The 25,943-nt window shown below is 55.6% G+C and carries 29 protein-coding genes and 2 tRNA genes; 19 read left to right on the top strand and 12 right to left on the bottom strand.

Features of this window, described 5'->3' with window-relative positions; genetic code table 11:
- Positions 1-129 precede the first annotated feature (129 nt).
- The 5 genes from eptA to rnt all read left to right on the top strand — a co-directional run bounded on the left by eptA (position 130) and on the right by rnt (position 4,811).
- Positions 130-1,755 carry a phosphoethanolamine transferase EptA gene (eptA, locus tag AC4IC4_RS09795; RefSeq protein WP_491472628.1) on the top strand — a complete coding sequence of 542 codons (1,626 nt, stop codon included), beginning with the start codon at positions 130-132 and terminating at the stop codon, positions 1,753-1,755.
- 41 nt (positions 1,756-1,796) lie between these two features.
- Positions 1,797-2,396, top strand: a complete 600-nt coding sequence (locus AC4IC4_RS09790) for a TetR/AcrR family transcriptional regulator (RefSeq protein ID WP_491472627.1) — start codon at positions 1,797-1,799, stop codon at positions 2,394-2,396.
- Between the two features lie 54 nt (positions 2,397-2,450).
- A complete protein-coding gene (locus AC4IC4_RS09785; RefSeq protein WP_491472626.1) occupies positions 2,451-3,548 on the top strand; it encodes an alkene reductase in 1,098 nt (365 codons plus the stop codon).
- Positions 3,549-3,648: 100 nt separating this feature from the next.
- Positions 3,649-4,056 carry a lactoylglutathione lyase gene (gloA, locus tag AC4IC4_RS09780; protein ID WP_013096923.1) on the top strand — a complete coding sequence of 136 codons (408 nt, stop codon included), beginning with the start codon at positions 3,649-3,651 and terminating at the stop codon, positions 4,054-4,056.
- Between the two features lie 95 nt (positions 4,057-4,151).
- Positions 4,152-4,811 carry a ribonuclease T gene (gene rnt, locus AC4IC4_RS09775; RefSeq protein ID WP_491472625.1) on the top strand — a complete coding sequence of 220 codons (660 nt, stop codon included), beginning with the start codon at positions 4,152-4,154 and terminating at the stop codon, positions 4,809-4,811.
- Positions 4,812-4,888: 77 nt separating this feature from the next.
- Here rnt and grxD read toward each other — a convergent pair whose 3' ends face one another.
- On the bottom strand, positions 4,889-5,236 hold the full coding sequence (gene grxD, locus AC4IC4_RS09770) for a monothiol glutaredoxin 4 (protein WP_003832760.1): 348 nt from the start codon (positions 5,234-5,236) through the stop codon (positions 4,889-4,891).
- Positions 5,237-5,573: 337 nt separating this feature from the next.
- On the opposite strand from grxD, the gene AC4IC4_RS09765 reads away from it, so the two are divergent.
- Both AC4IC4_RS09765 and sodB read left to right on the top strand, forming a co-directional pair.
- Complete coding sequence (locus tag AC4IC4_RS09765; RefSeq protein WP_491472624.1) at positions 5,574-6,347, top strand: C40 family peptidase; 774 nt, start codon at positions 5,574-5,576, stop codon at positions 6,345-6,347.
- Between the two features lie 122 nt (positions 6,348-6,469).
- Positions 6,470-7,051, top strand: a complete 582-nt coding sequence (gene sodB, locus AC4IC4_RS09760) for a superoxide dismutase [Fe] (RefSeq protein ID WP_029739795.1) — start codon at positions 6,470-6,472, stop codon at positions 7,049-7,051.
- A gap of 38 nt (positions 7,052-7,089) precedes the next feature.
- Here sodB and AC4IC4_RS09755 read toward each other — a convergent pair whose 3' ends face one another.
- Both AC4IC4_RS09755 and cydH read right to left on the bottom strand, forming a co-directional pair.
- Complete coding sequence (locus AC4IC4_RS09755) at positions 7,090-8,256, bottom strand: MFS transporter (RefSeq protein ID WP_491472623.1); 1,167 nt, start codon at positions 8,254-8,256, stop codon at positions 7,090-7,092.
- Between the two features lie 163 nt (positions 8,257-8,419).
- Positions 8,420-8,509 (bottom strand): cytochrome bd-I oxidase subunit CydH, encoded by a 90-nt coding sequence (gene cydH, locus AC4IC4_RS09750; protein ID WP_020688313.1) that lies wholly within the window; start codon positions 8,507-8,509, stop codon positions 8,420-8,422.
- Positions 8,510-8,806: 297 nt separating this feature from the next.
- Between cydH and purR the strand changes: the two genes are divergently transcribed.
- Positions 8,807-9,832, top strand: coding sequence for an HTH-type transcriptional repressor PurR (purR, locus tag AC4IC4_RS09745; RefSeq protein ID WP_023335431.1), 1,026 nt, complete (start codon positions 8,807-8,809; stop codon positions 9,830-9,832).
- A gap of 17 nt (positions 9,833-9,849) precedes the next feature.
- Here purR and punR read toward each other — a convergent pair whose 3' ends face one another.
- Positions 9,850-10,761 (bottom strand): DNA-binding transcriptional activator PunR, encoded by a 912-nt coding sequence (gene punR / locus AC4IC4_RS09740; RefSeq protein WP_417927265.1) that lies wholly within the window; start codon positions 10,759-10,761, stop codon positions 9,850-9,852.
- 114 nt (positions 10,762-10,875) lie between these two features.
- On the opposite strand from punR, the gene punC reads away from it, so the two are divergent.
- Together punC and cfa are read left to right on the top strand one after the other, a co-directional pair.
- Entirely contained in the window at positions 10,876-12,075 is a 1,200-nt protein-coding gene (gene punC / locus AC4IC4_RS09735) for a purine nucleoside transporter PunC (protein ID WP_061715420.1), read from the top strand.
- Between the two features lie 298 nt (positions 12,076-12,373).
- Positions 12,374-13,522 (top strand): cyclopropane fatty acyl phospholipid synthase, encoded by a 1,149-nt coding sequence (cfa, locus tag AC4IC4_RS09730; protein WP_048991257.1) that lies wholly within the window; start codon positions 12,374-12,376, stop codon positions 13,520-13,522.
- Between the two features lie 31 nt (positions 13,523-13,553).
- Here the strand turns inward: cfa and AC4IC4_RS09725 are convergent, their stop codons facing one another.
- A complete protein-coding gene (locus AC4IC4_RS09725) occupies positions 13,554-14,195 on the bottom strand; it encodes a riboflavin synthase subunit alpha (RefSeq protein WP_491472622.1) in 642 nt (213 codons plus the stop codon).
- A gap of 225 nt (positions 14,196-14,420) precedes the next feature.
- Between AC4IC4_RS09725 and mdtK the strand changes: the two genes are divergently transcribed.
- The 4 genes from mdtK (at position 14,421) to AC4IC4_RS09705 (ending at position 17,819) form a co-directional block, all read left to right on the top strand.
- Positions 14,421-15,794 carry an MdtK family multidrug efflux MATE transporter gene (mdtK, locus tag AC4IC4_RS09720; RefSeq protein ID WP_491472621.1) on the top strand — a complete coding sequence of 458 codons (1,374 nt, stop codon included), beginning with the start codon at positions 14,421-14,423 and terminating at the stop codon, positions 15,792-15,794.
- A gap of 153 nt (positions 15,795-15,947) precedes the next feature.
- Positions 15,948-16,024 (top strand) — tRNA-Val (locus AC4IC4_RS09715).
- Positions 16,025-16,028: 4 nt separating this feature from the next.
- Positions 16,029-16,105 (top strand) — tRNA-Val (locus AC4IC4_RS09710).
- 118 nt (positions 16,106-16,223) lie between these two features.
- Positions 16,224-17,819 carry an FAD-NAD(P)-binding protein gene (locus tag AC4IC4_RS09705; protein ID WP_491472620.1) on the top strand — a complete coding sequence of 532 codons (1,596 nt, stop codon included), beginning with the start codon at positions 16,224-16,226 and terminating at the stop codon, positions 17,817-17,819.
- Positions 17,820-17,847: 28 nt separating this feature from the next.
- Here the strand turns inward: AC4IC4_RS09705 and AC4IC4_RS09700 are convergent, their stop codons facing one another.
- Both AC4IC4_RS09700 and AC4IC4_RS09695 read right to left on the bottom strand, forming a co-directional pair.
- Entirely contained in the window at positions 17,848-18,483 is a 636-nt protein-coding gene (locus tag AC4IC4_RS09700; RefSeq protein ID WP_024909376.1) for a carbonic anhydrase, read from the bottom strand.
- A gap of 72 nt (positions 18,484-18,555) precedes the next feature.
- On the bottom strand, positions 18,556-19,338 hold the full coding sequence (locus AC4IC4_RS09695) for an MBL fold metallo-hydrolase (RefSeq protein ID WP_491472619.1): 783 nt from the start codon (positions 19,336-19,338) through the stop codon (positions 18,556-18,558).
- 125 nt (positions 19,339-19,463) lie between these two features.
- Here AC4IC4_RS09695 and AC4IC4_RS09690 point away from each other — a divergent pair, with 125 nt between their 5' ends.
- The gene (locus AC4IC4_RS09690; protein WP_003857665.1) at positions 19,464-19,604 is read left to right on the top strand and encodes a hypothetical protein; all 141 of its coding nucleotides are present in this window, start codon (positions 19,464-19,466) and stop codon (positions 19,602-19,604) included.
- A gap of 31 nt (positions 19,605-19,635) precedes the next feature.
- On the opposite strand, the gene AC4IC4_RS09685 is transcribed toward AC4IC4_RS09690, so the two are convergent.
- The 4 genes from AC4IC4_RS09685 to AC4IC4_RS09670 all read right to left on the bottom strand — a co-directional run bounded on the left by AC4IC4_RS09685 (position 19,636) and on the right by AC4IC4_RS09670 (position 22,409).
- Complete coding sequence (locus AC4IC4_RS09685) at positions 19,636-20,115, bottom strand: GlcG/HbpS family heme-binding protein (protein WP_032651014.1); 480 nt, start codon at positions 20,113-20,115, stop codon at positions 19,636-19,638.
- Between the two features lie 77 nt (positions 20,116-20,192).
- The gene (locus tag AC4IC4_RS09680; protein ID WP_032651013.1) at positions 20,193-20,816 is read right to left on the bottom strand and encodes a response regulator transcription factor; all 624 of its coding nucleotides are present in this window, start codon (positions 20,814-20,816) and stop codon (positions 20,193-20,195) included.
- Positions 20,809-22,134, bottom strand: coding sequence for a sensor histidine kinase (locus AC4IC4_RS09675; protein WP_491472618.1), 1,326 nt, complete (start codon positions 22,132-22,134; stop codon positions 20,809-20,811). The genes AC4IC4_RS09680 and AC4IC4_RS09675 overlap by 8 nt, the downstream gene beginning before the upstream one ends.
- Before the next feature lie 107 nt (positions 22,135-22,241).
- Complete coding sequence (locus AC4IC4_RS09670; protein ID WP_014831607.1) at positions 22,242-22,409, bottom strand: hypothetical protein; 168 nt, start codon at positions 22,407-22,409, stop codon at positions 22,242-22,244.
- Between the two features lie 245 nt (positions 22,410-22,654).
- On the opposite strand from AC4IC4_RS09670, the gene AC4IC4_RS09665 reads away from it, so the two are divergent.
- The 4 genes from AC4IC4_RS09665 to AC4IC4_RS09650 are packed head-to-tail and all read left to right on the top strand — an operon-like array spanning position 22,655 to position 25,749.
- Complete coding sequence (locus AC4IC4_RS09665) at positions 22,655-23,485, top strand: ABC transporter substrate-binding protein (RefSeq protein WP_193745651.1); 831 nt, start codon at positions 22,655-22,657, stop codon at positions 23,483-23,485.
- A gap of 2 nt (positions 23,486-23,487) precedes the next feature.
- Positions 23,488-24,303 (top strand): amino acid ABC transporter ATP-binding protein, encoded by an 816-nt coding sequence (locus tag AC4IC4_RS09660; RefSeq protein ID WP_024909379.1) that lies wholly within the window; start codon positions 23,488-23,490, stop codon positions 24,301-24,303.
- Positions 24,303-25,079 carry an amino acid ABC transporter permease gene (locus AC4IC4_RS09655; RefSeq protein WP_491472617.1) on the top strand — a complete coding sequence of 259 codons (777 nt, stop codon included), beginning with the start codon at positions 24,303-24,305 and terminating at the stop codon, positions 25,077-25,079. The genes AC4IC4_RS09660 and AC4IC4_RS09655 overlap by 1 nt, the downstream gene beginning before the upstream one ends.
- Positions 25,063-25,749 (top strand): amino acid ABC transporter permease, encoded by a 687-nt coding sequence (locus AC4IC4_RS09650; protein WP_024909381.1) that lies wholly within the window; start codon positions 25,063-25,065, stop codon positions 25,747-25,749. Before AC4IC4_RS09655 ends, AC4IC4_RS09650 begins: the two co-directional genes overlap by 17 nt.
- Here AC4IC4_RS09650 and fumD read toward each other — a convergent pair.
- Positions 25,730-25,939, bottom strand: coding sequence for a fumarate hydratase FumD (gene fumD, locus AC4IC4_RS09645; RefSeq protein WP_008500615.1), 210 nt, complete (start codon positions 25,937-25,939; stop codon positions 25,730-25,732). The two genes, AC4IC4_RS09650 and fumD, sit on opposite strands and share 20 nt — an antisense overlap.
- Positions 25,940-25,943: the final 4 nt, after the last annotated feature.

Genomic DNA, 25,943 nt, shown 5'->3' with positions numbered 1-25,943 from the left:
TCTCACCTACAGTGAAGACGCTAAACGCGCCACGTGCAAGGCCTGTACCACAGATTTGTGGCATTAAGGTTTCACTAATCTTCCCTCTTTATACTCGGCCCATCATGATAATGACAGGTTCATCGATCGATGTGGTTAATCAAAAAGTTACAATGTAACGACATTAAATTTACTCTGGGCTGTGCACTCTTCTTTACGCTAATCAACGGGCTGTTTATCCAGCACAGCTGGGCCATTATTGCCCCTGCCCATCTGCACGACATCCTCTTTGCCGCCTCCGTACCGCTGGTGCTGTTTTGCGGTTGGGTGATTGTTTTTAGCCTGCTTAATATCCCCTATATCCGTAAGCCGCTGCTGATCGTTTTAACGATCGGTTGCGCCGCGGCAACTTACTTTATGTATACCTACGGCGCGGTGATCGATCAGAACATGATTGTGAACGTGTTCGAAACTAACTCTCAGGAAGCGACGGCCCTGGTGACCCCGCAGATGATTCTGTGGATTGTCATCGCTGGCCTCGTGCCTTCCGTGGTGCTGGCGTTGACCCGCATTCGTACCGGAAAATGGTGGTATGCGCTGCTGACGCGTGTGGCCGCGATGCTCGGCGCTCTGCTGGTGATTATCCTGATTGCCGCGCTGTTTTATAAAGACTACGCGTCGCTGTTCCGCAACAACAAAAGCATCGTCAAAATGGTCACCCCGGCGAACTATGTCAGCGCCGTGGTGAAGTACAGCAAAATGCGCTGGTTTGCTGGCGATCAAACGCTGGTGCGTATTGGTGAAGATGCCCATAAAGGGCCACTGATTACCGGTCAACAAAAGAAAACCGTTCTGGTACTGGTCGTTGGGGAAGCCTCTCGCGCGGCGAACTACTCCCTTAATGGTTACGATCGTGAAACGAACCCGGAGCTGAAAAAGCAGGATGTGATTAACTTCCCGCAGGCTTCCTCATGCGGCACCGAAACCGCGGTTTCCGTTCCGTGCATGTTCTCCGGCATGACGCGCAGCAAATACGATGCCGACCTGGCTCACCATCGCGAGGGGCTGCTCGACGTGCTCAAGCATGCGGGTGTCAACCTGCTGTGGCGCGACAACGACGGCGGCTGTAAAGGCGCCTGCGATCGCGTGCCCCATACCGACATGACACAGTGGAATCTGGATCAGTTCTGCAAAGACAAATCCTGTATTGATGATGTGAATTTCTACCGTCTGGACAACGTGCTGGATGGTCTGAAGCAGGACACGGTACTGGTTATCCACCTGATGGGAAGTCATGGTCCGGCGTACTATCGCCGCTACCCGGACAACTTCCGTAAATTCACCCCAACCTGCGACACCAATGAGATTCAGGATTGCGATCATCAGGCGCTGATGAATACCTATGATAACACTATCCTCTACACCGACAGCATGGTCAGCAAAACCATTGATGCGCTGAAAGCCCGTCAGGCGAGCATGAACACCGCGCTGATTTATCTCTCCGATCACGGTGAATCACTGGGTGAAAGCGGTATTTATCTGCACGGTACACCGTACATGCTGGCGCCGGAGCAGCAAACGCATATTCCATTTATGTTCTGGCTGTCACCGGATTACGCGAAAAACTTTGGCATCAACGAACAGTGTTTGCGTGACCATGCAGCAAAAAATGCGGTTTCTCAGGACAATTTGTTCTCGACCGTGCTGGGTATGATGGACGTGAAATCAACGGTTTATCAACAGCAGCTGGATATACTGAGCGCATGTCGTCAGTAAACTCGCTTGCATTAGACCGAACGGTCTATTAGAGTGCGGCCATGAGCAGAAATACTGAACACGATACCCGCGAACATCTACTGGCGACCGGCGAGCAACTTTGTATGCATCGCGGGTTTACCGGTATGGGGTTGAGCGAGTTATTAAAAACCGCTGAGGTACCGAAAGGGTCGTTTTATCACTACTTTCGGTCCAAAGAGGCCTTCGGCGTAGCGATGCTGGAGCGTCATTATGCTGGCTACCACCAGCGTCTGGCGACCCACTTTGCATCGGATGAAGGTAACTACCGGGATCGTGTTCTGAACTACTATCAGGAAACGCTGAACCAGTTCTGTCAGCAGGGCATTATCAGCGGTTGTCTGACCGTTAAACTGTCTGCAGAAGTGTGCGATCTTTCTGAAGATATGCGCACAGCGATGGATAAAGGTGCCCGCGGCGTGATCGCCCTGCTGGCTCAGGCGCTGGAAAAAGGCCGCGACGAAAAAACGCTGGCCTTTACCGGCGACCCCTTGATGCAGTCTCAGGTGCTCTATTCCCTCTGGTTAGGGGCCAACCTGCAGGCAAAAATTTCGCGCAGTGCCGTGCCGCTGGAAAGCGCGCTGGCACATGTGAAAAACAGCATTACTGCGCCTGACGTATAATGGGCGCTTTTTATTTACCTTATTACTAGTCGACTGGTCTACTCAGGAGTCTTTATGTCAGCTGAAAAACTGTTTACCCCATTGAAAGTGGGTGCCGTCACGGCGCCAAACCGCGTGTTCATGGCTCCGCTGACCCGTCTGCGCAGCATTGAGCCGGGTGACATCCCAACCCCACTGATGGGTGAATACTATCGTCAGCGCGCAAGCTCTGGCCTGATCATCACCGAAGCCACGCAGATTTCTGCTCAGGCTAAGGGTTATGCGGGTGCGCCGGGTCTTCACAGCCCGGAACAGATCGCCGCATGGCAGAAAATCACCGCGGGCGTCCACGCTGAAGAAGGTCGCATTGCGGTCCAGCTGTGGCATACCGGTCGTATCTCTCACAGCAGCATTCAGCCTGGCGGCCAGGCACCGGTCTCCGCTTCGGCCCTGAGCGCCAATACCCGTACGTCCCTGCGCGATGAAAACGGCAATGCGATCCGCGTGGATACCTCTATGCCGCGTGCGCTGGAGCTGGACGAAATCCCGGGGACTGTTAACGACTTCCGCCAGGCCGTGGCAAACGCCCGTGAAGCCGGGTTTGACCTGATTGAGCTGCACTCCGCGCATGGCTATCTGCTGCACCAGTTCCTGTCGCCGTCGTCTAACCATCGCACCGACCAGTACGGCGGCAGCGTCGAAAACCGTGCCCGTCTGGTGCTGGAAGTGGTGGATGCGGTATGCAAGGAGTGGAGCCCGGACCGTATCGGCATTCGCGTTTCCCCAATCGGGTCTTTCCAGAACGTCGACAACGGCCCGAACGAGGAAGCGGATGCTCTGTACCTGATCGAAGAACTGGCTAAACGTGGCATCGCTTATCTGCACATGTCCGAGCCTGACTGGGCCGGCGGTAAGCCTTACACGGATGCTTTCCGTCAGAAAGTGCGCGAGCGCTTCCACGGCGTGATCATCGGTGCAGGCGCCTATACCCCGGAGAAAGCCGAAGACCTGATCGGCAAAGGGCTGATTGATGCTGTCGCGTTTGGCCGCGACTACATCGCCAACCCGGACCTGGTTGCTCGTCTGCAGAAAAAAGCAGCGCTCAACCCGCAGCGCCCGGAAAGCTTCTACGGCGGCGGCGCGGAAGGCTACACCGACTACCCTTCTTTGTAATCTCGCCATTGTTCATTGATAGCGGCGATGCTTCGCCGCTATACTAAAACATCGTTTCTGTTCAAAAAGACAGTCTATTTCATTGGTTAATGAGGAAATTATGCGCCTACTTCACACCATGCTGCGCGTTGGCGACCTGCAACGTTCTATCGATTTCTACACTAACGTCCTGGGCATGAAGCTGCTGCGCACCAGCGAAAACCCGGAATACAAATACTCGCTGGCGTTCGTGGGTTACGGCCCGGAAACGGATGAAGCGGTGATCGAGCTGACCTACAACTGGGGCGTTGACAGCTATGAGCTGGGCACGGCCTACGGCCACATCGCGCTGGAAGTGGACAACGCGGCCGAAGCGTGTGAGCGCATCCGCAGCAACGGCGGTAACGTCACGCGCGAAGCGGGTCCGGTAAAAGGTGGCACCACCGTGATTGCGTTTGTCGAAGATCCGGACGGTTACAAAATCGAGCTGATTGAAGCCAAAGACGCCGGTCGCGGTCTGGGCAACTGATCCCTCAGGGCGCAACGTGCGCCCGTAGTTTTACTGCATCCCCCCGCAAAATTTGCCATAATGCGCTCTGCTTTTTCCCCATGTAAGAGACCCTGATGTCCGATAACGCTCAATTTAGCGGTCTGTGCGACCGTTTTCGTGGTTTTTATCCCGTTGTCATTGATGTAGAAACAGCCGGATTTAACGCTAAAACCGATGCGCTGCTCGAAATTGCCGCCATCACGCTGAAGATGGATGAACAGGGCTGGCTTACACCGGACACCACGCTGCATTTCCACGTTGAACCTTTCGAAGGGGCAAACTTACAGCCGGAAGCGCTGGCGTTTAACGGTATCGATCCGCATAACCCGCTGCGTGGTGCAGTAAGTGAATATGACGCGCTGCACGCCATTTTTAAAATGGTGCGTAAAGGCATGAAAGAGAGTAACTGCAGCCGCGCCATTATGGTGGCCCATAACGCCACCTTCGATCACAGCTTTACCATGGCCGCCGCCGAGCGCGCGTCGCTTAAACGCAACCCCTTCCATCCTTTTGTCACCTTCGACACCGCCGCGCTGAGCGGCCTGGCGCTGGGACAAACGGTGCTATCAAAGGCCTGTATTACGGCGGGCATTCCGTTCGACGGCACGCAGGCGCACTCCGCGCTGTATGACACGGAGCGTACCGCAGAGCTGTTCTGTGAGATCGTCAACCGCTGGAAGCGTCTGGGCGGCTGGCCGCTGCCGATGGGTGATGAGGACGAGCACCAATCGTAGGTCGGGTAAGCGCAGCGCCACCCGACAAAAAAAAGCGACCATATAGCGGGTCGCTTTTTTTATTTGCGCAGAGAAAATTACTCTGCGTCCGGCTCTTCCGTTTTGTACTTCGCTGCCGTCTCTTTGATCAGCTGCTGCAGTTCGCCGCGCTGATACATTTCAATCAGGATATCGCAGCCGCCAACCAGTTCACCGTCTACCCACAGCTGTGGGAACGTCGGCCAGTTCGCGTACTTCGGCAGTTCAGCGCGGATGTCAGGGTTCTGCAGGATATCAACGTAAGCAAAACGCTCACCACAGGCAGACAGCGCCTGAACCGCTTGCGCGGAGAAGCCGCAGCTTGGCAGCTTTGGAGAACCTTTCATATACAGCAGAATCGGGTTTTCAGCGATCTGGCGCTGGATTTTTTCAATAGTGGTGCTCATGTCTTGCTTCCTTTAACTTCTGTTACGGCATTCGTCTGACATTGTAGCGGTTCAGACTGGCATCGGAAAATAACATTTTTGTCACGTTTATACATTCTACTCCGAGTCAGGAAAAGTTGCATTGCAAATGGTGTTTACCCTGCGGCGGTCAGGGTTTTGCTTAGGGAATGGGCAAATGAGCGACAGAACGATGAATTTTTTTGCACTTGCTTACGAAACACGATTGTAGATTGAAAAATGCTATTAACTTTCTGGCTTTTTATAGATTAGAATCGACGGGCTTTGTAAATCACACGCGGGTATTATTGATGACCTGCATTTATCAGGGGACTGCCCAGTGGCGCGGATAAATAAAATCTCGATCACGCTCTGTGCTTTACTGTTTACTTCACTCACTTTCACGCCAGTGGCAAACGCCTCTCAGCAGGCGCTGCATTCTGCTGTACAAAAAAACCATCTGGTGAAAGCCACAGAACGTAAGAAAAAAACCACCGCTAAGAACGACAAGAAAAAAACACCGGCTCAGACGAAACAGACCGCTTCCAGCAAGACGAAAACCAAACCTTCCCGTACTGCCCACTCCGCCAAAAGTAAAGCTTCGCAAACCGCCGCTAACCTTGTTACTGAAAAATGCATCACGCGTAAAGGCCACAAGGCGAAATGCACGAAGGTCACGAAAATAGCGGAAGTGCATAAGGTGCGCGTACAGAAAGCGCAAAAAACCGCGATGAACAAACTGATGGGGCAGATTGGCAAACCCTATCACTGGGGTGGCAGCTCGCCGCGTACCGGCTTTGACTGCAGCGGCCTCGTCTATTACGCCTATAAAGATCTGGTCAAGTTCCGCATTCCTCGTACCGCTAATGAGATGTACCACCTGCGCGATGCCTCACCGGTTGACCGCGGTGAGCTGGAAAACGGCGATCTGGTGTTCTTCCGCACTCAGGGTCGCGGCACGGCTGACCACGTCGGCGTCTATGTCGGTAACGGAAAATTCATCCAGTCACCGCGTAGCGGCCAGGATATTCAGATCACCTCTCTCAGTGAAGACTACTGGGTACGCCATTACGTCGGCGCACGTCGCGTGATGACGCCGAAAACCATTCGCTAACCCCTGCCCTGCCACACCCGTGGCAGGGTAAGTTCCTCTTTTGCATACCCTTTCAATTTGCTATCCTGTCCTTGTTGTCTGTGTGGTTATTGGCAACGCAAAATACAATAAGGAGAGAAGCAATGTCGTTCGAATTACCTGCACTACCGTATGCAAAAGACGCCCTGGCACCGCATATTTCTGCGGAAACCCTGGAATATCATTACGGCAAGCATCACCAGACGTACGTCACTAACCTGAACAATCTGATCAAGGGCACCGATTTTGAAGGCAAAACGCTGGAAGAGATCGTCCGCAGTTCAGAGGGTGGCGTATTCAACAACGCGGCTCAGGTGTGGAACCACACCTTCTACTGGCACTGCCTGGCGCCAAACGCCGGTGGCGAACCTGTCGGTGAACTGGCTACCGCTATCAACGCCGCCTTTGGCAGCTTCGCGGATTTCAAAGCGAAATTTACCGATGCAGCCATCAAGAACTTCGGTTCGGGCTGGACGTGGCTGGTTAAAGAGGCGGATGGCAAACTGGCTATCGTGTCCACCTCTAACGCAGGCACTCCGCTGACCACCAGCGCTAAGCCGCTGATGACCGTGGACGTATGGGAACACGCTTACTACATTGATTACCGCAACGCGCGCCCGAACTACCTGGAGCACTTCTGGGCACTGGTTAACTGGGACTTTGTGGCGAAGAACTTCGCCGCGTAAGAGACACGCAGAAGGGTTCGCCCTTCTGCGTTTTTGGTTTATTCCGCAGCGCAGGCTGCTTCAGGCTGTTTACGACCCGACATCATCACCAGCAGCAGGCCGAGCGCGGCAATAATCGCCCCCATCACCGGCACAAAGCTGTACCCCAGTCCCCCTGAAATCACGGCCCCACCGGCCGCCGCACCGAGCGCATTGCCCAGGTTGAAGGCGCCGATGTTGACCGACGATGAGAGGCCCGGCGCTTCATGCGCAACACGCATCACGCGCATCTGCAGCGGCGGCACCACGGCAAAGGTGGCGGCTCCCCAGACGACCATCGCGATCGCGGCGCCAAACTCATTACGCGCCAGCCACGGAATGGCAATCATGATGACAATCAGCAGGGTTAAGAAGCCCTTCAGCGTGCCGCTTACGGAACGGTCGGCAAATTTCCCACCGAGATAGTTGCCAATCGAGAAGCCCACGCCAATCAGTACCAGCATCGCGGTCACAAAGAGAGGCGTTGCGTGGGTGATGTCATGCAATACCGGTGAAATATAGGTGTAGAGGGTAAACATCGCCCCTGCCCCCAGCACGGTGGTGAGCAGCGCGGAGAGCACCTGCGGGCGCATCAGCACCGACAGCTCTCTGCGCACGTCAGGACGTTCACCCGCGCTGCCTTTCGGCAGGGAGAAGAACAACGCCACCATTGCGACCACGCCCAGTCCAGCCGTCGCCAGGAATGACATCCGCCAGCCAATAACCTCGCCCAACCAGGTTGCCGCAGGCACCCCGCCAATGTTAGCAATCGTTAGCCCCATAAACATGGTGGCTACGGCGCTGGCCTGCTTATGTTTTGGCACCACGCTGGCAGCCACGACCGATCCCAGCCCGAAGAACGCGCCGTGGTTAAGGCTGGTCAGAATGCGTGACAGCAGCAGCGTGGTGTAGTCCGGCGCAATGGCCGAAAGCACGTTGCCCAGGGTGAAAATCGCCATCAGGAAAATCAGCGCATTGCGGCGCGCGCGGTGCGAAAGGAGAAGCGTCATCAGCGGCGCCCCCACCATCACGCCGATAGCATAGGCGCTGATTAACATCCCTGCCGCAGGGATCGAGACGTCCACGCCGCGGGCGATGACGGGCAGTAACCCCATCGGGGAGAATTCAGTGGTGCCAATCCCAAAAGCGCCAATCGCCAGGGCCAGCAGGGGAAAATTGATTTTCATGCGTCAACTCCGGATGCCGTGTCATGTGGTGACACAGAACAAAGAAGCGGAAAGCATGACATCAATCACAAAAAATGAGAAGTTAACAAAATGGCAAAAGATTTTTGCCAGAGAAGTAACAATCGGGTCGATCGGGAGGGAGAAGACTCTCCCTCCGCGTAAATCAGTGCAGCGCAGCCGTCAGACCGGCCGCGACAATCAGAGCCAGCACAATAACGGTGGTGAACAGCGAAAACTTCAGATCGGAACTCATCAATTTTTCTCCTTTTAATCCCCCCACGAAAAGTGAGCCTGCTCATTTTTGCATAATTTACGTCAAAAATCTTCCTGGATTTAGGCTGATAAACACTTTACCTCTTCCCCTTTTCATCAAGATAGGACAAAATTCCACGCTAAATTTATTAGCGTACCGGCCATTGACCCCCTCCTGACGTCCCGTGTCGTTTTCCCGGCGTGCCGCAATTCAAGATTGCGTGATAAGGGTGAGAGAAGGCAAACGTTTACCTTCAAGTTTTTCAGGAGCTTAGGATATGGTCTGGAGTGACATTTAATGGCAACAATTAAAGACGTAGCAAAACGCGCAAACGTTTCCACTACAACCGTATCACATGTAATTAACAAAACCCGCTTTGTGGCGGAAGAGACGCGCAACGCCGTCTGGGCAGCGATCAAAGAGCTGCACTATTCGCCAAGTGCGGTTGCGCGCAGCCTCAAGGTTAATCACACCAAGTCCATTGGATTGCTGGCCACCAGCAGTGAAGCGGCCTATTTTGCCGAGATCATTGAAGCGGTTGAGAAAAACTGCTTCCAGAAAGGTTATACCCTGATTCTGGGCAACGCGTGGAACAGCATTGAAAAACAGCGCGCCTACCTGTCGATGATGGCGCAAAAGCGCGTTGATGGCCTGCTGGTAATGTGTTCCGAGTACCCGGAATCCGTGCTGTCGATGCTCGAAGAGTATCGCCATATTCCCATGGTGGTCATGGACTGGGGTGAAGCGCGCGCGGATTTCACTGATTCCGTTATCGATAACGCTTTTGAAGGCGGCTATATGGCCGGTCGTTATCTGATCGAACGCGGTCACCGCGAGATTGGCGTGATCCCCGGTCCGCTGGAGCGCAACACCGGCGCGGGCCGTCTGGCCGGTTTTATGAAAGCGATGGAAGAAGCGCTGATCAACGTGCCGGAAAACTGGATTGTGCAGGGCGACTTTGAGCCGGAGTCGGGCTACCGCGCAATGCAGCAGATCGTCTCCCAGCCACACCGTCCGACCGCCGTTTTCTGCGGGGGTGACATCATGGCAATGGGCGCGCTCTGCGCTGCCGACGAGCTGGGTCTGCGCGTACCGCAGGATATTTCCGTGATCGGGTATGACAACGTGCGTAACGCGCGTTTCTTCACGCCAGCGTTGACCACCATTCATCAGCCGAAAGATTCGCTGGGCGAAACGGCCTTCAATATGCTGATGGACAGGATCGTCAACAAACGTGAAGAGTCGCAGTCCATTGAAGTTCACCCGCGTCTTATCGAACGCCGTTCCGTTGCGGACGGTCCGTTCCGCGATTACCGTCGTTAATCGCTTTACGGGGCCAGCTATGCTGGCTCCCGTAACCATTCCCGATTTAGCGTTTCGCTGTCTCCCAGATAATCCAGCAGCCAGGCCATCGCAGGCGAGACATCACTTTGCTGCCAGGTCAGGCAGCAGGCCGCATCCGGGAACGGATTCTCCAGCGTCAGCTCAACCCACTCTCCGGTATCGATGCGCGGACGCGCGAAATGAACGGGCACCATCGCGACGCACAGTCCGGCGCTGAGGCACGTCGCCGACGATTCCCAGTCAGGGGCTACCACCCGCCGCTGGTTGTCCAGAAGCCAGGTGATACGCTTGGGCAATGAACGGGAGGTATCCTCCAGCACCAGCGACGGCCAGTTGCGCAGCGTATCATCGCTGAGCGGCCCCTCCATCACCGCCAGCGGATGATCGCTTGCCACCACGCACTTCCAGCTCAGCATGCCCATATCGCGAAAGGCGTAACGTCCCCCGACCGGGATCGCCTGCGTGGCCCCGATTGCCATCTCTGCCCTGCCGTCCGCCAGCGCATCCCAGACGCCGTTGAACACCTCCTGCGAGACCCGCAGCTCGACATCTGAAAAATGACGATAGAAATCGACGATCATCTGCCGGGTACGTTCCGGCTTAACGATGTTATCCACCGCGATGGAAAGATGCCCCCGCCAGCCGTTAGCGATCTGCTGACACTGTTCGCGGGTGATCTGCATTTTTTTGATAACAGAACGCCCTTCCTTCAAAAACCACGCCCCGGCGGGCGTTAATTCCACATCACGATGGCGCCGCTCAAACAGCGGAACCGCCAGCCACTCCTCCAGCTGACGCACCGTGTAGCTGATGGCCGAAGGGACGCGGTGCAACTCCTGCGCTGCACCGCTAAAGCTGCCGTTACGCGCGACAGCATCGACCACTTCAAGAGAATAATCTGACCACATTTTCTGCCTGCAAAAAATTTGAATGCACCCGCCAAATATTAGCGTTTCACAAGCGGCTTTGCACTCCCTACACTCTGCGCCAACGTACACCTGCCTCCTCAGGAGAATAAGAGAATGCAACCCAGGAAAGGATTTTTAGTCTGGCTCGGCGGCTTAAGCGTGCTGGGCTTTTTGGCCACCGACATGTACCTGCCCGCGTTTGCCGCCATGCAGGAAGATTTGCAAACCCCTGCGGCGGCCATCAGCGCCAGCCTGAGCCTGTTCCTTGCCGGTTTCGCTTTCGCGCAGCTGCTGTGGGGACCGCTCTCGGATCGCTTTGGTCGTAAACCGGTACTGCTGCTGGGTCTGGCCATTTTTGCCGTGGGCTGCCTGGGGATGCTGTGGGTGCGCGATGCCACCTGGCTGCTGGTGCTGCGCTTTATTCAGGCCGTGGGCGTCTGTGCTGCGGCGGTGACCTGGCAGGCACTGGTGACCGACTACTATCCGGCTAACCGCACAAACCGTATTTTCGCCACCATTATGCCGCTGGTGGGTCTTTCCCCTGCCCTGGCTCCGCTGCTGGGCAGCTGGATCCTCGCGCACTTTGACTGGCAGGCCATTTTTGCCACGCTGTTTGCCATCACGCTGGTGCTGATGCTGCCAGCGTTTGCCCTTAAGCCCGCGCATAAAAAAGAGGCGCATGCGGATGCGAAGCCGATTACCTTCACCTCCCTGCTGAGCGCCAAAGCATATCGCGGCAATGTCCTGATTTACGCCGCCTGTTCGGCCAGCTTCTTCGCGTGGCTTACCGGCTCGCCGTTCATTCTGCACGATATGGGCTACAGCCCGGCGGCCATCGGTTTGAGCTATGTTCCGCAGACTATCGCCTTCCTGGTGGGCGGGTACGGCTGTCGCGCGGCGCTGCAAAAATGGGAAGGTCAGCAGATGCTGCCATGGCTGCTGGTGCTGTATGCGCTGAGCGTCATCGGCACCTGGGCCGTCGGGTTTATTCCGGGCGCGGGCCTGGCTGAAATTTTGATCCCCTTCTGCGTCATGGCCGTGGCGAACGGGGCGATTTACCCGATCGTGGTGGCACAAGCGTTACGCCCGTTCCCGCAGGCGACAGGCCGCGCCGCCGCGCTGCAAAATACCCTGCAGTTGGGTCTGTGCTTCCTGGCAAGCCTGGTGGTCTCGGCGCTGATTGCGACGCCACTGTTAACCACCACCAGCGTGATGCTGGTCACCGTTGCGCTGGCGGTGATGGGCTATCGCATGCAGGCCTCCGCGCAGCGTGAGCAGGATAGCGGCGCTCAGGTGGAAACCTCGCATGCCTGATTGCGCCAGAAATCATGTTACATTTCAGTGATTAGGTTGCTAACAATTTTCTATTGAATCACCAAATTTTGAGGCCTATACTAAATTTGGTTCGATTAAATACGATAAATATTAAGTGTTAACGGGAGCCGGAGTGCTCCCGTTTTACCATGGAAGGCATTTCGGCAAGGGTTATCTCCCTTCCTCTGTTCTACGTCGGATATTAGCCTCGCGGTATTTACCGTGAGATTTCTCACAAACCAAAAAAAGCGTCTACGCTGTTTGAAGGTTCTGATCACATCAGGGTGATGGAGAAGCTATGAGTTCATCGTGTATAGAAGAAGTCAGCGTTCCGGACGATAACTGGTCCCGGATCGTCAGTGAACTGTTAGGTCGAGCAGGCATCACTATCAATGGATCATCGCCATCCGATCCTCAGGTTAAACATCCCGACTTTTTTAAACGCGTATTGCGGGAGGGATCGTTAGGCCTGGGAGAAAGTTATATGGACGGCTGGTGGGAGTGCGAACGTCTGGATACCTTTTTTGCCAGCGTGCTGCGTGCCGGTCTGGAAAACCAACTCCCGCGCAATCTGAAAGACACCCTGCGTGTCGCCTCTGCCCGACTGTTCAATCTGCAAAGTAAAAAACGCGCGTGGATCGTCGGCAAAGAGCATTACGATCTCGGCAATGACCTGTTCAGCCGTATGCTGGACCCGTTCATGCAGTACTCCTGCGCCTACTGGAAAGACGCGTCGACGCTTGAGGAAGCACAGCAGGCAAAGCTGCGTCTGATTAGCGAGAAGCTGCAGCTACAGCCCGGCATGCGCGTGCTGGATATCGGCTGCGGCTGGGGTGGGCTGGCGTATTTTATGGCGAAGCACTATGGCGTCAGCGTAGTGGGCGTCACGATTTCAGCGGAACAGCAAAAAATGGCGCGGGAGCGCTGCCAGGGTCTCGATGTGGATATCCGGCTGCAGGATTACCGTGATCTGAATGAACAGTTTGACCGGGTCGTTTCCGTCGGCATGTTCGAGCACGTCGGGCCGAAAAACTACGACACCTATTTTGAGGTGGTGGATCGTAATCTGAAACCGGACGGCATCTTCCTGCTGCACACCATCGGCTCTAAGCGGACCGACAATAACGTTGACCCGTGGATCAATAAATACATCTTTCCGAATGGCTGTTTACCGTCCGTTCGCCAGATTGCCAACGCCAGCGAATCCCATTTTGTGATGGAAGACTGGCATAACTTTGGCGCGGATTACGACACCACGTTGATGGCATGGCATGCGCGTTTTCAGGAGACCTGGCCTGAGATTGCGGACAACTATTCTGAACGATTCAAACGGATGTTTAGCTATTATCTGAATGCCTGCGCGGGGGCGTTTCGCGCACGGGATATTCAGCTCTGGCAGGTGGTATTCAGCCGTGGGATTGAACACGGACTGCGTGTCGCTCGCTAAAAAAATAACCCCGGATATCCGGGGTTATTTTTTATTCTTCTTCAGTGGTCTTTATTATTGCGGCTTCTTTTGCTGCCAGCACGCGCTCAACCGTATCCACCACCGCCTGGGTTTGCGGATCGATTTCGATATTCACGCTATGCCCCAGTTTTTTGGTGCCCAGCGTGGTGCGCTGCAGCGTTTCAGGAATTAAATGCACGCAAAAACGCGTTGGCGTCACTTCCCCCACCGTCAGGCTAATCCCATCGATGCCAATAAATCCTTTATAGAGGATGTATTTCATTAATGACGGATCCTGCATTTTAAACCAGATTTGACGGTTATTTTCCGAGGTCACGATTTTTGCCACTTCAGCGGTGGTCATGATGTGGCCGGACATCAGGTGGCCGCCAATCTCATCGCTGAACTTCGCCGCGCGTTCAACGTTGACGGTATCGCCCACCGCCAGCTCGCCCAGGTTGGTGATGCGCAGCGTCTCTTTCATTAAATCAAAGCTAATCTGGTTGCCGTTAATTTCGGTCACGGTCAGGCAGCAGCCGTTATGCGCAATCGACGCACCGGTTTCAATGCCCTCAAGCATATATTCCGGCAGCTCAACAACATGAGTACGGAAATTAGGTTTTTCATCAATGGACACCACTTTGGCGGTGCCCTGCACAATACCAGTAAACATGCTTACAACTCCTGTTTTTTCCGGACGGTGGTGACACCGTTTAATCCCACCACAATAACAGTTGGAAAAACAGGTTGCCAGCGGAGCGCATTTTCTGGCGATTTTTTCACTAGATAAATAGCTAAAGCCCGCTACAATAGCTGGCACCCCCCTGCATTTTCTTCTCGCTGCCCGTTTCGGCGGCTTTTTTAGTCTCTCAAATAACTACAAAATAAAGGTGTTCACGTGCAGAAGTACATGAATGAAGCGCGCCAGTTATTGGCACTGGCTATACCAGTGATCATCGCGCAAGTGGCCCAGACCGCAATGGGATTTGTGGATACGGTAATGGCAGGTGGCTACAGCGCCACCGATATGGCGGCCGTGGCTATCGGTACGTCAATCTGGCTTCCGGCCATCCTGTTCGGCCACGGTCTGCTGCTCGCACTCACGCCTGTTATCGCTCAGCTCAATGGCTCGGGTCGTCGCGAGCGCATTGCCCATCAGGTCCGTCAGGGGTTCTGGCTGGCAGGGTTTGTCTCCGTGCTGATCATGGTCGTGCTCTGGAACGCGGGCCATATCATCCGCGCTATGCATAACATTGACCCGGCCCTGGCGGATAAAGCCGTGGGCTATCTGCGTGCCCTGCTTTGGGGTGCGCCCGGCTACCTCTTTTTCCAGGTAGCGCGTAACCAGTGTGAAGGTCTGGCGAAAACCAAGCCCGGGATGGTGATGGGTTTTATCGGGTTGCTGGTCAACATCCCGGTTAACTATATCTTTATCTACGGTCATTTCGGGATGCCGGAACTGGGCGGCGTCGGCTGCGGCGTGGCGACAGCAGCCGTTTACTGGGTGATGTTCTTCTCGATGCTTACCTTCGTGAAGCACGCCCGCTCCATGCGCGACATTCGCAACGAGAACAGATTCAGCACGCCGGACTGGAGCATCATGACGCGTCTGGTGCAGTTAGGGTTGCCGATTGCCCTTGCGCTGTTCTTTGAGGTGACCCTGTTTGCCGTGGTTGCCCTGCTGGTCTCCCCGCTGGGCATTGTGAACGTGGCCGGGCACCAGATTGCGCTGAACTTCAGCTCCCTGATGTTCGTCCTGCCAATGTCGCTGGCCGCGGCAGTGACGATTCGCGTGGGCTTCCGCCTGGGACAAGGTTCGACGCTCGATGCGCAAACCGCCGCGCGGACCGGACTGGGCGTCGGCGTCTGCATGGCCATTTGCACAGCGCTTTTCACCGTGGCGCTGCGCGAGCAGATTGCCCTGCTCTATAACGACAATCCGGAGGTCGTCACGCTGGCATCGCACCTGATGCTGCTGGCTGCGATTTACCAGATTTCGGACTCCATCCAGGTGATTGGCAGCGGCGTGCTGCGCGGTTATAAAGACACGCGCTCCATTTTCTTTATCACCTTCATCGCCTACTGGGTGCTGGGTCTGCCGTGTGGTTATATTCTGGCCCTGACCGACCTTGTGGTTGACCGCATGGGACCGGCGGGGTTCTGGATGGGCTTTATCATCGGCCTGACGTCGGCGGCGATTATGATGATGATGCGCATGCGCTTCCTGCAGCGCCAGCCATCAACGGTCATTTTGCAACGCGCTGCCCGTTAAATACGCAGTAGCCGCCACCCGGCGGCTACTTTCTCTTCACTTTGCGCGGTAATACAGCAATCGCGTGAAATCAGAGAGAAAATTGCATTTTCCCTCTTGCCACCTCGGTGCTGTGCCGCTAATATTCGTCCCCGTTGTCACCGACAACACGTTGCGTTCATAGCTCAGTTGGTTAGAGCACCACCTTGACATGGTGGGGGTCGTTGGTTCGAGTCCAATTGAACGCACCATTCTGCGTCCGTAGCTCAGTTGGTTAGAGCACCACCTTGACATGGTGGGGGTCGGTGGTTCGAGTCCACTCGGACGCACCATTTCAGTCCTGAAATGGTGCAAATCCTCTTCTGATAGCCTGAATTTTCCTAATCCTTCATTTTCATTACTGTTCTCCTGCTACGCTTTTCTCATGGAAAAAAGAGAGGACAACCGTCGATGAAGAAAATCGCCATTATCGGTTCCGGCCCAACAGGGATTTATACCTTTTACGCCCTTCTTAAAAACCCGCAGCCGCTTTCGGTCTCCGTCTTTGAACAAAGTGATGAAGCGGGCGTGGGTATGCCCTATAACGACGACGATAACTCTCGTCTGATGCTGGCAAATATCGCAAGTATTGAAATCCCGCCCATTTTTATGACCTACCTCGACTGGCTCAAGGGCCAGAGCGAATCCCATCTGGCACGCTTCAAGGTTGATAAAGCCCGCCTGCATAACCGACAGTTCCTGCCCCGGATCCTGCTGGGTGAGTATTTCCGCGACAGCTTTCGGTCCATCGTAAAAGAGGCGAAAAAACGGGGATTTCAGGTTGATGTCCATAAATCCGCCCAGGTCACCGATATCGTGCCCTCGAAAGAAGGCGTTACGCTTTCCGTCAACGGCAGCGCCTTTCCTGAACGCTTCGACCTCGCGGTTATCGCCACCGGCCACGTCTGGCCAGAGGAGGATGAAGCCACGCGCACGTTCTTCCCCAGCCCATGGTCCGGTCTGATGGACGCCAGTATTCCTCCCTGTCGCGTCGGTATTATGGGGACATCGTTAAGCGGTCTCGACGCGGCCATGGCGGTCGTAATGCAGCACGGTGCGTTTCGCGATGATAAATTTGTGCTGAATAAAGGCAGCGAGGCGCTGAAGATTGTCCTGATGTCCCGGACTGGCATTCTGCCGGAAGCCGATTTTTACTGCCCTATTCCTTACGAGCCGCTGTCGATATTGACCGAACGCGTGGTGGAAAGCGAGATTGCCAAAGGACCGGATGGCCTGCTCGATCGTATCTTTGTCCTGATGGTCAAAGAGCTTCAGCTTGCCGATCCGGAGTGGTGCGAAAAAATGTCTCTGCATACGCTGAATGCGGACACCCTTCGTGAGGCCTGGTTTGAGGATCGTAAACGGCACGGTCCCTTTACCTGGGCGGAAGATAACCTGAAAGAAGTTGAGAAAAATAAACGCGAACGCCGTACCGTGGCCTGGCGCTATACCGTGCTTCGGCTGCATGAAGTGGTTCAGGAGATCGTTCCCCATCTCAGCGATCGAGACGTTGAACGCTTCAAACAGGGGCTGGCTCGGGTATTTATCGACAACTATGCCGCCATCCCTCCGCAGTCTATCCGCAGGCTGCTCGCGCTTCGCGAAGCCGGCATCATCAGCGTGGCCGCGCTCGGTGACGACTACACGCTCGACGTTGGCAGCGATCGAACGGTGATAACCACACAAGAGACCGTTTACCGCTTCGACGTTTTTATTGATGCGCGCGGGCAAAAGCCGCTCAAAACGAAAGATCTGCCCTTCCCGACGCTGCGAAAACAGCTGGAAGCGACCGGCGATGAGATACCCGATATCGGCGAGGATTACACCTTAAAAGCGCCAGACACCGTTCGCGGGCGTATCGCCTTCGGTGCGATACCGTGGCTGATGCACGATCGTCCCTTCGTTCAGGGGCTGGCGGAGTGTGCAGAGATTGCAGAGGCGATGGCGCAAGCGGCGGAAAAACCCGCGTCGGGGGTGCGGCAGAGATTGCCCTATTTTGAAAACTGACAGGGCATCCGTGCCCTGCTGTCGCGGATTACTCGAAGAAGACTTCCGGGTTTTCCGACAGCGAAACGAAGGTTTTCGTCTCTTTATTCAGGGCGAGGATTTCGCCGCTTTCAATGTCGTACACCCAGCCGTGCAGTCGGATGGAGTTATTACGCAGGCCCACCGCGACGGAAGGATGGGTCTTAATGTTGCTCAGTTGCGCAAACACGTTCTCCTGCACCATCGCATTGACCTTATCGATCGGCTTATCCCAGGTTTTTTTCTCCACCACGGCTTTCGCCGCGTCGGAATAGCGCAGCCAGTGTGACACGGCAGGCATCGGCTCCAGGTTCGCGTTATCGGCAATCGCCTTCATCGCGCCACAGTTGGAGTGACCACAAATCACGATATCCGTGACGCCCAGCGCCACGACGGCGTATTCGATGGTAGCGGACACACCGCCTGGCTCCGGTCCGAACGGCGGCACGATGTTGCCAGCATTACGAATGACAAAGAGTTGTCCTGGCTCTTGCTGGGTGACAAGTTCCGGGACCAGACGGCTGTCGGAGCATGAGATGAACAGCGCTTTGGGATTCTGGCTGGACGCTAAACTGCGGAAGAGTTCTTTACGTTGCGGGAAAATCTCTTTTTGAAAGCTGAGAAAACCTTCAATGATATGTTGCATAGCAATGTCTCTTTTATCTGTTTTAGTTTAGGTATGATCGAGATCACACTCGTAAAGTTTACCCATCGTGGTTTACTTCAGACAAGCAATATATTTCTGGCCCGAGCGCTGCACAATTTCGTCCGCGTTAGCGAGGATGTTCTGCCCTTCGAACGCGCCGTACAGACGTTCAAACGTTCTGCCTTCCAGATGATTCACGACCGACGCCACGGTGCGGGCCGGCAGCGGAAGATAGTTCGGGTAGCTCCACATAAACGAGACGGCGTCTTTACCCGGCGTGACCTGCAGAATATCGCCCGCCAGCAGTACCCCGTCCCCCTCCTGCCAGTGCAGCACCGTTCCCCCGGCAAAATGCCCCCCCAGACGCAGCAAGGTGACTGACGGGAAAATCTCCAGCGCATCCCCCTCCCAGAAATGAATGGCCGGGCTGTCGCGCATCACCCACTCGCTGTCGCTGGCGTGCAGGTACACCGGCGCATCAAACGCCGCAGCCCACTCCTGCATCGTGGTGTAATAGTGCGGATGTGAAATCGCAATCGCGCTGATGCCGCCGAGGGCGGTAATGAGCGTTTTGGTTGCGGGGTCGAGGTTGGCGATACAGTCCCAGAGAATATTGCCGTGGGGCGTTTGCAGCAGCAGCGCCCGCTGATTGATCGCAAACGCCGGGACCGTTTTGATCCCAAACAATCGCGGCTCCAGCTGCTGCCATTTGTTGCTATGCGTGGCGGTGACGGTATCGAGATCGGCCCACGCCTGCCCCGTGATGGGTACATACTGGCGTTCATCCTCGCAGATCGGGCATTTCTCAGGCTGTGTATCGTAAGCCGTTCCGCAGGTTTTACAGAGTGTAATCATGTGCTCTCCTCAGCGATAAAGCACTGAGTATGGCAGGGATTATCCTTATGTGCTGCGAGGTACATTGCTGGCTTTTTTTGCCCTATACTGTGCCAGTATCGAAAACTGAACAGAGCAGGTGCAACATGGAAATTGATCTCGATAATTTAGTCTTTAACGGTCTGGATGAAGCAGAAGAGCGTAATGCGGAACGTCTGGACGACGCGGATAAAAAAGCGCAGGCGATTGTCGCCGACGACGACTGCGGCGACGCCTGCAAGATCTGATTAAAAAGCACCGGCAAGCCGGTGCTTTTTTTTATTTTTTTAACCCGTCGATAGCCGCCTGCGCGCAGGCTTCATCAAGATGACCGCCCGGCGCACCGCCGATACCAATTGCCCCGATTGTTTCATCGCCCTCTTTCACCGGCAAGCCCCCCGCCAGCAGCAGGAAACCCGGAATGTCACGCATGTTTTGCGCACCGGCGTTGCTCTGCGCCGCTTCCATCACCTTACCGGACGCATTCTTTGCGCTAAGCGCCGTATAAGCTTTCATTTCGCTGGCTTTTACCGTGTGAGGACCGGCATTGTCCGTGCGCTGTACCGCTTTCACCACGCCCGCGCGGTCAACAACGGTGACGGTCACCTGATAATTTTTTGCCGTACAGGCCTGAATGGCGGAGGTTGCCAGCGCATTCGCCTGCGCCAGTGAGAGATTCTTTTGATTCAGCGTATCGGCCTGTGCCGCCAGACTCAGGCTACCCGCGGCCAGTGCCGCAACCATCATTATTTTTTTCATCGCACTTCCTCGCGTGTTGAGAGACACCCAGAGGTTACTCAGCCGCACGATGAAACGGTATTCGGTTGATTACGCACTCATCCTGGTAGTTTTACGGATTGCAATTTATCGTATTCCCGGATTGCCTGGACTAAGCTATTGACGCCAAGCCGGGTAAATGCCGATGCGCGGTGCGCCTCTACCGTACGCGGCGAGAGGTTCAACCGGGCAGCCACCTCTTTGTTGCTGAGCCCTTTCATCAACTCACCCAGCACCTCATGCTCACGCGCGGTCAACTGCGCGAAACGCGCCGCGATCCGGGTTGTTTCCTGCCAGTCGGCAAAGCGGCGCTGGCTCTCCTCGAAGGCCAGGCCCACGGTTTCGATAAGCTTGTCGGCATCCAGCGGCTTGGTAAAAAACTCAAAGACGCCGTTACGGAATGCCCGGCGGCAGGCGTCAACCGAACCGTGTCCGGTCATGATTATCACCGGCAGCAGGGGCCAGGGCCATTGGCCCTCTTCAAGCCAGGCGAGTCCGCCTTTACCCGGCATCCGCATATCCAGCAGCATACAGCCCACCAGCGCGGTCTCACGCGCATGGGCAGCGGTAAAAGCATCGACGCTTTCAAACGTTCTGACCGGCCAGCCCATGCCTGAAAGCAAAAACGCCATCGACTCCCTGATGGATTCATCGTCATCAATCAGCCAGACTGTCTTATCCATCCGTAGCCTCCTTTCCGTGCATCAGTTGTAGTTTGATCTGCGCTCCGCCCTGCGGAGCATTACCCAACGTAATCGATCCATTCATTCGTGTCATCAATGACTCCGTTAAGGTCATCCCCAGCCCGATTCCCTCCTCTCTGCCGCTGTAAAACGGCATGAAGGCATTTTGTAACGCCTCCGGGCTAAAGCCTGGACCACCGTCAGTCACGGTAATCAGGATACCGCGCGCATTTTTATGACTTTCAATCTTTACCCAGCCAGCTGCAGAGGCCTGCTGCGCCTGAATCGCATTGCTGAGCAAATTATGCAGCACCTGCTCCAGCCAGAGACGATCGGCCAGAACGGTTGTCGCCCCCGGGGCAAACATATGGCTGACCGTGATATGTTCGGCCCTGCGCTCATGCTCAAGCAGGTTCACCACCTGTAGCCAGCACTGTGCCAGGTCAGTTTCGCGCAGGGATACTTTCTCCTGCACTACGTGTTCGCGAAAGCGGGTCAGCAAGGCGCTAATTCGCTGCATTTGCGTCAGCGCGGCCACTAACGCCTGCGACACCGCGGGCCCGTTGTCCTGCTGCAGCTGGCGTTGCGCCCCCTGGATCCACGTCTGTGCGGCGGTAAGCGGCTGGTTAATCTCATGCACGATACCGGCGGTGATCTCTCCCAGGGTATTCAGTCTGGCGTGCTGGTAATAGAGCGCCCTTTGCTCGGCCTCTTTCCGCGCTTTGCGCTGCCAGAGCACCACGCTCGCCAGCGCAATCACTATCCCCCAACCGATAAACAAGATGGGATACATCAACCCGTTAACGGCGAGCCAGTCTGGCCGGGAATCGGCTTCCAGCGTAAAAGGTTGAGTATGCTGCGGGAAAGCACGTTGCCAGTGCCAGAAGGCATCAGACGCTGGCTCGTCGCCGTTTGGCATAAAACGGATCCCGAGATGAGTAAAGGGATGGTGCGCATTCAGGATCGGGCCGAGGTCCACCAGCACGCGGATCTGACGCCAGGGATTGTAAAGCCAGTACTGTATCTCGTGGGCAGGTTCAACCCGTGGCGCATCAAGCGGGCGTCCGGAGGTCTTTTCCAGGGCAAGAAGCTGAGGGAATTTTTTGCGCAGGGTGGCAATATCTTCATCGCCATTCAGAAGTGGCAATACGGACTCATTTTGCGTCAGTACCGCGCTTAACTCAGAGAAGAGTGCTGCAAACTCGCGATCGTGCTCCCAGAACTGGCGGCGAATTTGCTCGGCATAGAGCAGGACACCGCTGATGAGGCAGACTATCGTCCAGACAATAATGCCGCGCTTTAAAAAGGGGTTCTTCATTCCGTTAACTGAGCAGACTCAACCATCTGTCAACATTAACAGCTATCCGGCGTCAGAACAAAATGCAGCACACCTCGTTCCAGTACGTTTCGCGCGTGCGGCGCAGTTCAGCGTGACGTTTTATCATGGAACCACTCCGGGTCAATGTTGGCAACGTCTACGCCATACAGGCTGGCGACAGGCAGTATTGACTCAAGAACACGTTGCGCGCTGTTCTCCGCATTCACTGGTCGGGTCGCAAAAAACCGCCGTAACGTGCTGATCCACTTTTTCATCGTCTTACCCTCTCTCGCCGTGTCTGACCTCAGTTAAGCACTCAAATGCCGCGCGGGTGAAATACCAAAATCCACTGTCCATGTGCAGGATTTGCAAATAGCCTCCCGTTCTTTTCACGCTTCATTAACACCTTGTTCACTAATGCTTTTTTGCTCAAAGCAAAGAACGATTTCTTATTTGGCGATAGCTTTCGCTTATGGGAGCGTAGCGGGGTAAAACAAAAACAACGGGATGGCGTATGACTATGGCAGCAAACATGAAAGGGTTTACCAAACGGACACTGGTTCTGGGATTACTGGCGGCGGGGAGCCTGCTTTCAGCGCAGGCACAGGCCGATCAGCTGGCGGATATTAAGGCCGCAGGGGTGGTGAAAGTGGCCACGTTTGACGCCAACCCGCCGTTTGGCTCGATTGATGCCAAAACGCACGAGATCGTGGGTTACGACGTGGACTTCGCCAAAGCGCTGGCAAAATCGCTCGGCGTGAAGCTTGAACTGGTTGCCACCAATCCGGCCAACCGTATTCCGCTGCTGCAGTCCGGGAAAGCAGACCTGATCGTGGCAGATATCACCATCACCCCGGAACGCGCGCAGGTGATTGATTTCTCGACGCCTTACTTCGTCACCGGCCAGCAGTTCCTCGTTCCGGTGAAATCACCGGACAAGCTCGATGACTATAGCCGGGCGCGCATTGGCGCGGTCAAAGGCACGACGGGCGAGCAGGCGCTGCACCAGCGTTTCCCGCAATCCCGCGTCCTCTCTTATGACGACATTCCCCTGGCGCTGACCGCGCTGCGCAATGGCAACGTCCAGGCCATTACCCAGGACAGCACCATTCTGGCCGGTCTGCTGGCGCAGGCACCGGATAAAGCGAACTTCAAAATCCTGCCCGATCTGCTGAGCAAAGAAGAGATTGGCGTTGGGGTGAAAAAAGGTGAAACGGCGCTGCTGAAGGCCGTTAACGACGAGCTGGTTAATCTCGAGAAGAACGGTCAGGCAGCAAAAATCTACGATGTCTGGTTTGGCCCAAACACGCCTGCCCCGCAGCCTCGCGCCTTTAAAATAGAAGCCAGATAATTATGCTCTCAGGTTTATTTTCACACTCCGCGGCCGGTGCCGCGGATTTTTCACATCTGGAACAGGCCAGCGTCGAGTTTCGTCATGTGGACAAACGCTACGGTGACCATCAGGTTTTAAACGACATTAATCTCACCATCACGCCCGGTGAAGTGGTCGCCATCCTCGGCCCGTCGGGTTCCGGTAAATCCACCCTGATTCGTCTCATCAACCAGCTTGAAACCCTTAGCGGCGGGGAGATTCTGGTCGATAACAAGCCTACCGGAAAGCTCTCCGGTACCGGGCTGCGTCAGCTGCGCAGCCGCGTGGGGTTTGTGTTCCAGCAGTTCAATCTTTACGCCCATCTCACCGCCAGCCAGAACATCACCCTGGCCCTGGAGCACGTTCACGGCTGGAAGCCACAGCCTGCCCAGGCGCGCGCGCTGGCCCTGCTGGAGAAGGTCGGGATGCTGGAAAAAGCCCATCATTTTCCGGCAGAGCTTTCCGGCGGGCAGCAGCAGCGCGTCGCGATTGCCCGTGCCCTGGCCTCTTCACCGCAAATCATCCTGTTCGATGAGCCCACCTCGGCGCTGGATCCGGAGATGATTGGTGAAGTGCTGTTTGTGATGAAAGCCCTCGCCCACAGCGGGATCACGATGATTGTCGTAACCCATGAGATGCAGTTCGCCCGGGAAATTGCCGACAGAGTCGTCTTTATCGACGGGGGGCAAATTCTGGAAATTGCGCCGCCGGCGCAATTTTTCAGTCGGCCCTCGCATCCGCGCGCGCAGCGGTTCCTGCAAAAGGTGCTCAACCCGCTGCATCAGGAGCATCTGTAATGCCCGCGCTCGACTGGCAGGGGGTACTGACCGGACAGCCTCTGCAGTGGATACTCTCCGGATTCCTCACCACCCTGTGGGTAACGCTTGCCGGGATGATGCTGGCCAGCCTGCTCGCATTGATCTTTATGCTTCTGCGCCTTTCCGGTGGACGCCTCGGGAACGCGGTCGTTAGCAGCTGGGTGTCGCTGTTTCGCAATACGCCGCTGCTGGTGCAGCTGCTGTTCTGGTATTTTGCCGCCTGGAACGGTCTACCGCAGGCGTTCCGCGACGCGGTGAACGCGGATCACAGCTGGTCAATTCTGCCCGGCGACGTCTGGTGGTTTACACCCGAATTTTTATGTTCTGCCTGGGGGTTGGGTGTCTTTACCTCGGCGTTTTTAATTGAAGAGGTGGAGTCGGGCTTACGTTCCGTGCCTGCCGGACAGCGGGAGGCAGCGCTCGCTCAGGGATTCTCCGCGTGGCGTTTGTTTCGTTACATCCTGCTGCCGCAGGGGCTGGCCAACGCCTGGCAGCCGGTCGTTGGCCAGTACCTTAATCTGATGAAGCTCTCCTCGCTCGCCAGCGGGATTGGCTTCGCCGAGCTGACCTATCAGGTCAGGCAGATTGAGAGCTATAACGCGCACGCGCTGGAAGCATTTACCTTCGGAACCGCACTTTATCTGCTGACCGGCCTGGTCATGGGGATGGTGCTGGTTCGCATTGGACCTGAAGCGAAACGTAAACGCCTAAACGTCGCCACCTCAGGGAGTGAAAAACATGATTGCCGGACTTAATGTCATCACCGATAACCTCGATTATCTGCTGTGGGGACGCGCGGCAACGGGTGAACCGGGGGGCGTATTGCTCTCGTTGATGATGGCGATTGGGGCCGCCGTCATTGCTCTGCCCGGTGGGATAGTGCTCGCGTGTCTGGCCTGGCGCTTTACCGGGCTCGTGCGCAAGACCCTCTTTTTGTGGGCAGAGCTGATTCGCGGTATCCCGCTCATCTTCGTAATTTTCTGGATGTGGTATCTCCTGCCGCTCATTACCGGGGGCGATCTGCCGGGGGCGCTGACCGTCACGCTGGCGCTGGCCTGGTTTACGGCGGCTACCGTAATGCACTCGGTACTGGCCGGACTTAATGCGCTACCCTCCGGGCAGTACGAAGCCGCACTGTCACAGGGATTCAGCACGCAGCAAACCCTGTGGCGCGTGCTGCTGCCGCAGGCGCTGAGGAATATTCTGCCGTCGCTGGTGGGAATTTTTATCAGCCTGCTGAAGGATACGTCGCTGGCGTTTATCGTGAACGTACCGGAACTGACCACGGTGGCGGGACAGGTCAACAACCGGGTGCAAATCTACCCGGCGGCCATTTTTATCTTTACGGGCGTGGTCTACTACCTGCTCTGCTGCTCGCTCGAGCAGCTTGCGAAGCGCTGGCGCTTTACCCGGCCAGCGCTTTAACCACCGTTTCCATCGCTTCGGTTGTCAATTCACTGCGTTTCACGCGCTGGTTCGCCAGCGCGGTACGCAGGACTCCGGCAATGACAATATGCTTTGGCTCCTGCCCTAAATCACGCATCTCAAGCACCACCTTCCCGACCACCCGGCACATCTCCTGGTACAGCGCTTCATCTTTGGTCACATTACCCATCGTC

The sequence above is a fragment of the Enterobacter sp. Taxon_2 genome (genome assembly GCF_058355295.1).
The sequence above is the reverse complement of the archived record's forward strand: the minus strand, read 5'-3'. Positions and strand labels throughout refer to the sequence as shown.

Excerpts from the sequence above, each read along its gene's own strand:
- eptA (WP_491472628.1), top strand. The coding sequence starts at position 130 with ATGTGGTTAATCAAAAAGTTACAATGTAACGACATTAAATTTACTCTG.
- AC4IC4_RS09790 (WP_491472627.1), top strand. The coding sequence starts at position 1,797 with ATGAGCAGAAATACTGAACACGATACCCGCGAACATCTACTGGCGACC.
- AC4IC4_RS09785 (WP_491472626.1), top strand. The coding sequence starts at position 2,451 with ATGTCAGCTGAAAAACTGTTTACCCCATTGAAAGTGGGTGCCGTCACG.
- gloA (WP_013096923.1), top strand. The coding sequence starts at position 3,649 with ATGCGCCTACTTCACACCATGCTGCGCGTTGGCGACCTGCAACGTTCT.
- rnt (WP_491472625.1), top strand. The coding sequence starts at position 4,152 with ATGTCCGATAACGCTCAATTTAGCGGTCTGTGCGACCGTTTTCGTGGT.
- grxD (WP_003832760.1), bottom strand. The coding sequence starts at position 5,236 with ATGAGCACCACTATTGAAAAAATCCAGCGCCAGATCGCTGAAAACCCG.
- sodB (WP_029739795.1), top strand. The coding sequence starts at position 6,470 with ATGTCGTTCGAATTACCTGCACTACCGTATGCAAAAGACGCCCTGGCA.
- AC4IC4_RS09755 (WP_491472623.1), bottom strand. The coding sequence starts at position 8,256 with ATGAAAATCAATTTTCCCCTGCTGGCCCTGGCGATTGGCGCTTTTGGG.
- cydH (WP_020688313.1), bottom strand. The coding sequence starts at position 8,509 with ATGAGTTCCGATCTGAAGTTTTCGCTGTTCACCACCGTTATTGTGCTG.
- purR (WP_023335431.1), top strand. The coding sequence starts at position 8,807 with ATGGCAACAATTAAAGACGTAGCAAAACGCGCAAACGTTTCCACTACA.
- punR (WP_417927265.1), bottom strand. The coding sequence starts at position 10,761 with ATGTGGTCAGATTATTCTCTTGAAGTGGTCGATGCTGTCGCGCGTAAC.
- punC (WP_061715420.1), top strand. The coding sequence starts at position 10,876 with ATGCAACCCAGGAAAGGATTTTTAGTCTGGCTCGGCGGCTTAAGCGTG.
- cfa (WP_048991257.1), top strand. The coding sequence starts at position 12,374 with ATGAGTTCATCGTGTATAGAAGAAGTCAGCGTTCCGGACGATAACTGG.
- AC4IC4_RS09725 (WP_491472622.1), bottom strand. The coding sequence starts at position 14,195 with ATGTTTACTGGTATTGTGCAGGGCACCGCCAAAGTGGTGTCCATTGAT.
- AC4IC4_RS09705 (WP_491472620.1), top strand. The coding sequence starts at position 16,224 with ATGAAGAAAATCGCCATTATCGGTTCCGGCCCAACAGGGATTTATACC.
- AC4IC4_RS09700 (WP_024909376.1), bottom strand. The coding sequence starts at position 18,483 with ATGCAACATATCATTGAAGGTTTTCTCAGCTTTCAAAAAGAGATTTTC.
- AC4IC4_RS09695 (WP_491472619.1), bottom strand. The coding sequence starts at position 19,338 with ATGATTACACTCTGTAAAACCTGCGGAACGGCTTACGATACACAGCCT.
- AC4IC4_RS09690 (WP_003857665.1), top strand. The coding sequence starts at position 19,464 with ATGGAAATTGATCTCGATAATTTAGTCTTTAACGGTCTGGATGAAGCA.
- AC4IC4_RS09685 (WP_032651014.1), bottom strand. The coding sequence starts at position 20,115 with ATGAAAAAAATAATGATGGTTGCGGCACTGGCCGCGGGTAGCCTGAGT.
- AC4IC4_RS09680 (WP_032651013.1), bottom strand. The coding sequence starts at position 20,816 with ATGGATAAGACAGTCTGGCTGATTGATGACGATGAATCCATCAGGGAG.
- AC4IC4_RS09675 (WP_491472618.1), bottom strand. The coding sequence starts at position 22,134 with ATGAAGAACCCCTTTTTAAAGCGCGGCATTATTGTCTGGACGATAGTC.
- AC4IC4_RS09670 (WP_014831607.1), bottom strand. The coding sequence starts at position 22,409 with ATGAAAAAGTGGATCAGCACGTTACGGCGGTTTTTTGCGACCCGACCA.
- AC4IC4_RS09665 (WP_193745651.1), top strand. The coding sequence starts at position 22,655 with ATGGCAGCAAACATGAAAGGGTTTACCAAACGGACACTGGTTCTGGGA.
- AC4IC4_RS09660 (WP_024909379.1), top strand. The coding sequence starts at position 23,488 with ATGCTCTCAGGTTTATTTTCACACTCCGCGGCCGGTGCCGCGGATTTT.
- AC4IC4_RS09655 (WP_491472617.1), top strand. The coding sequence starts at position 24,303 with ATGCCCGCGCTCGACTGGCAGGGGGTACTGACCGGACAGCCTCTGCAG.
- AC4IC4_RS09650 (WP_024909381.1), top strand. The coding sequence starts at position 25,063 with ATGATTGCCGGACTTAATGTCATCACCGATAACCTCGATTATCTGCTG.
- fumD (WP_008500615.1), bottom strand. The coding sequence starts at position 25,939 with ATGGGTAATGTGACCAAAGATGAAGCGCTGTACCAGGAGATGTGCCGG.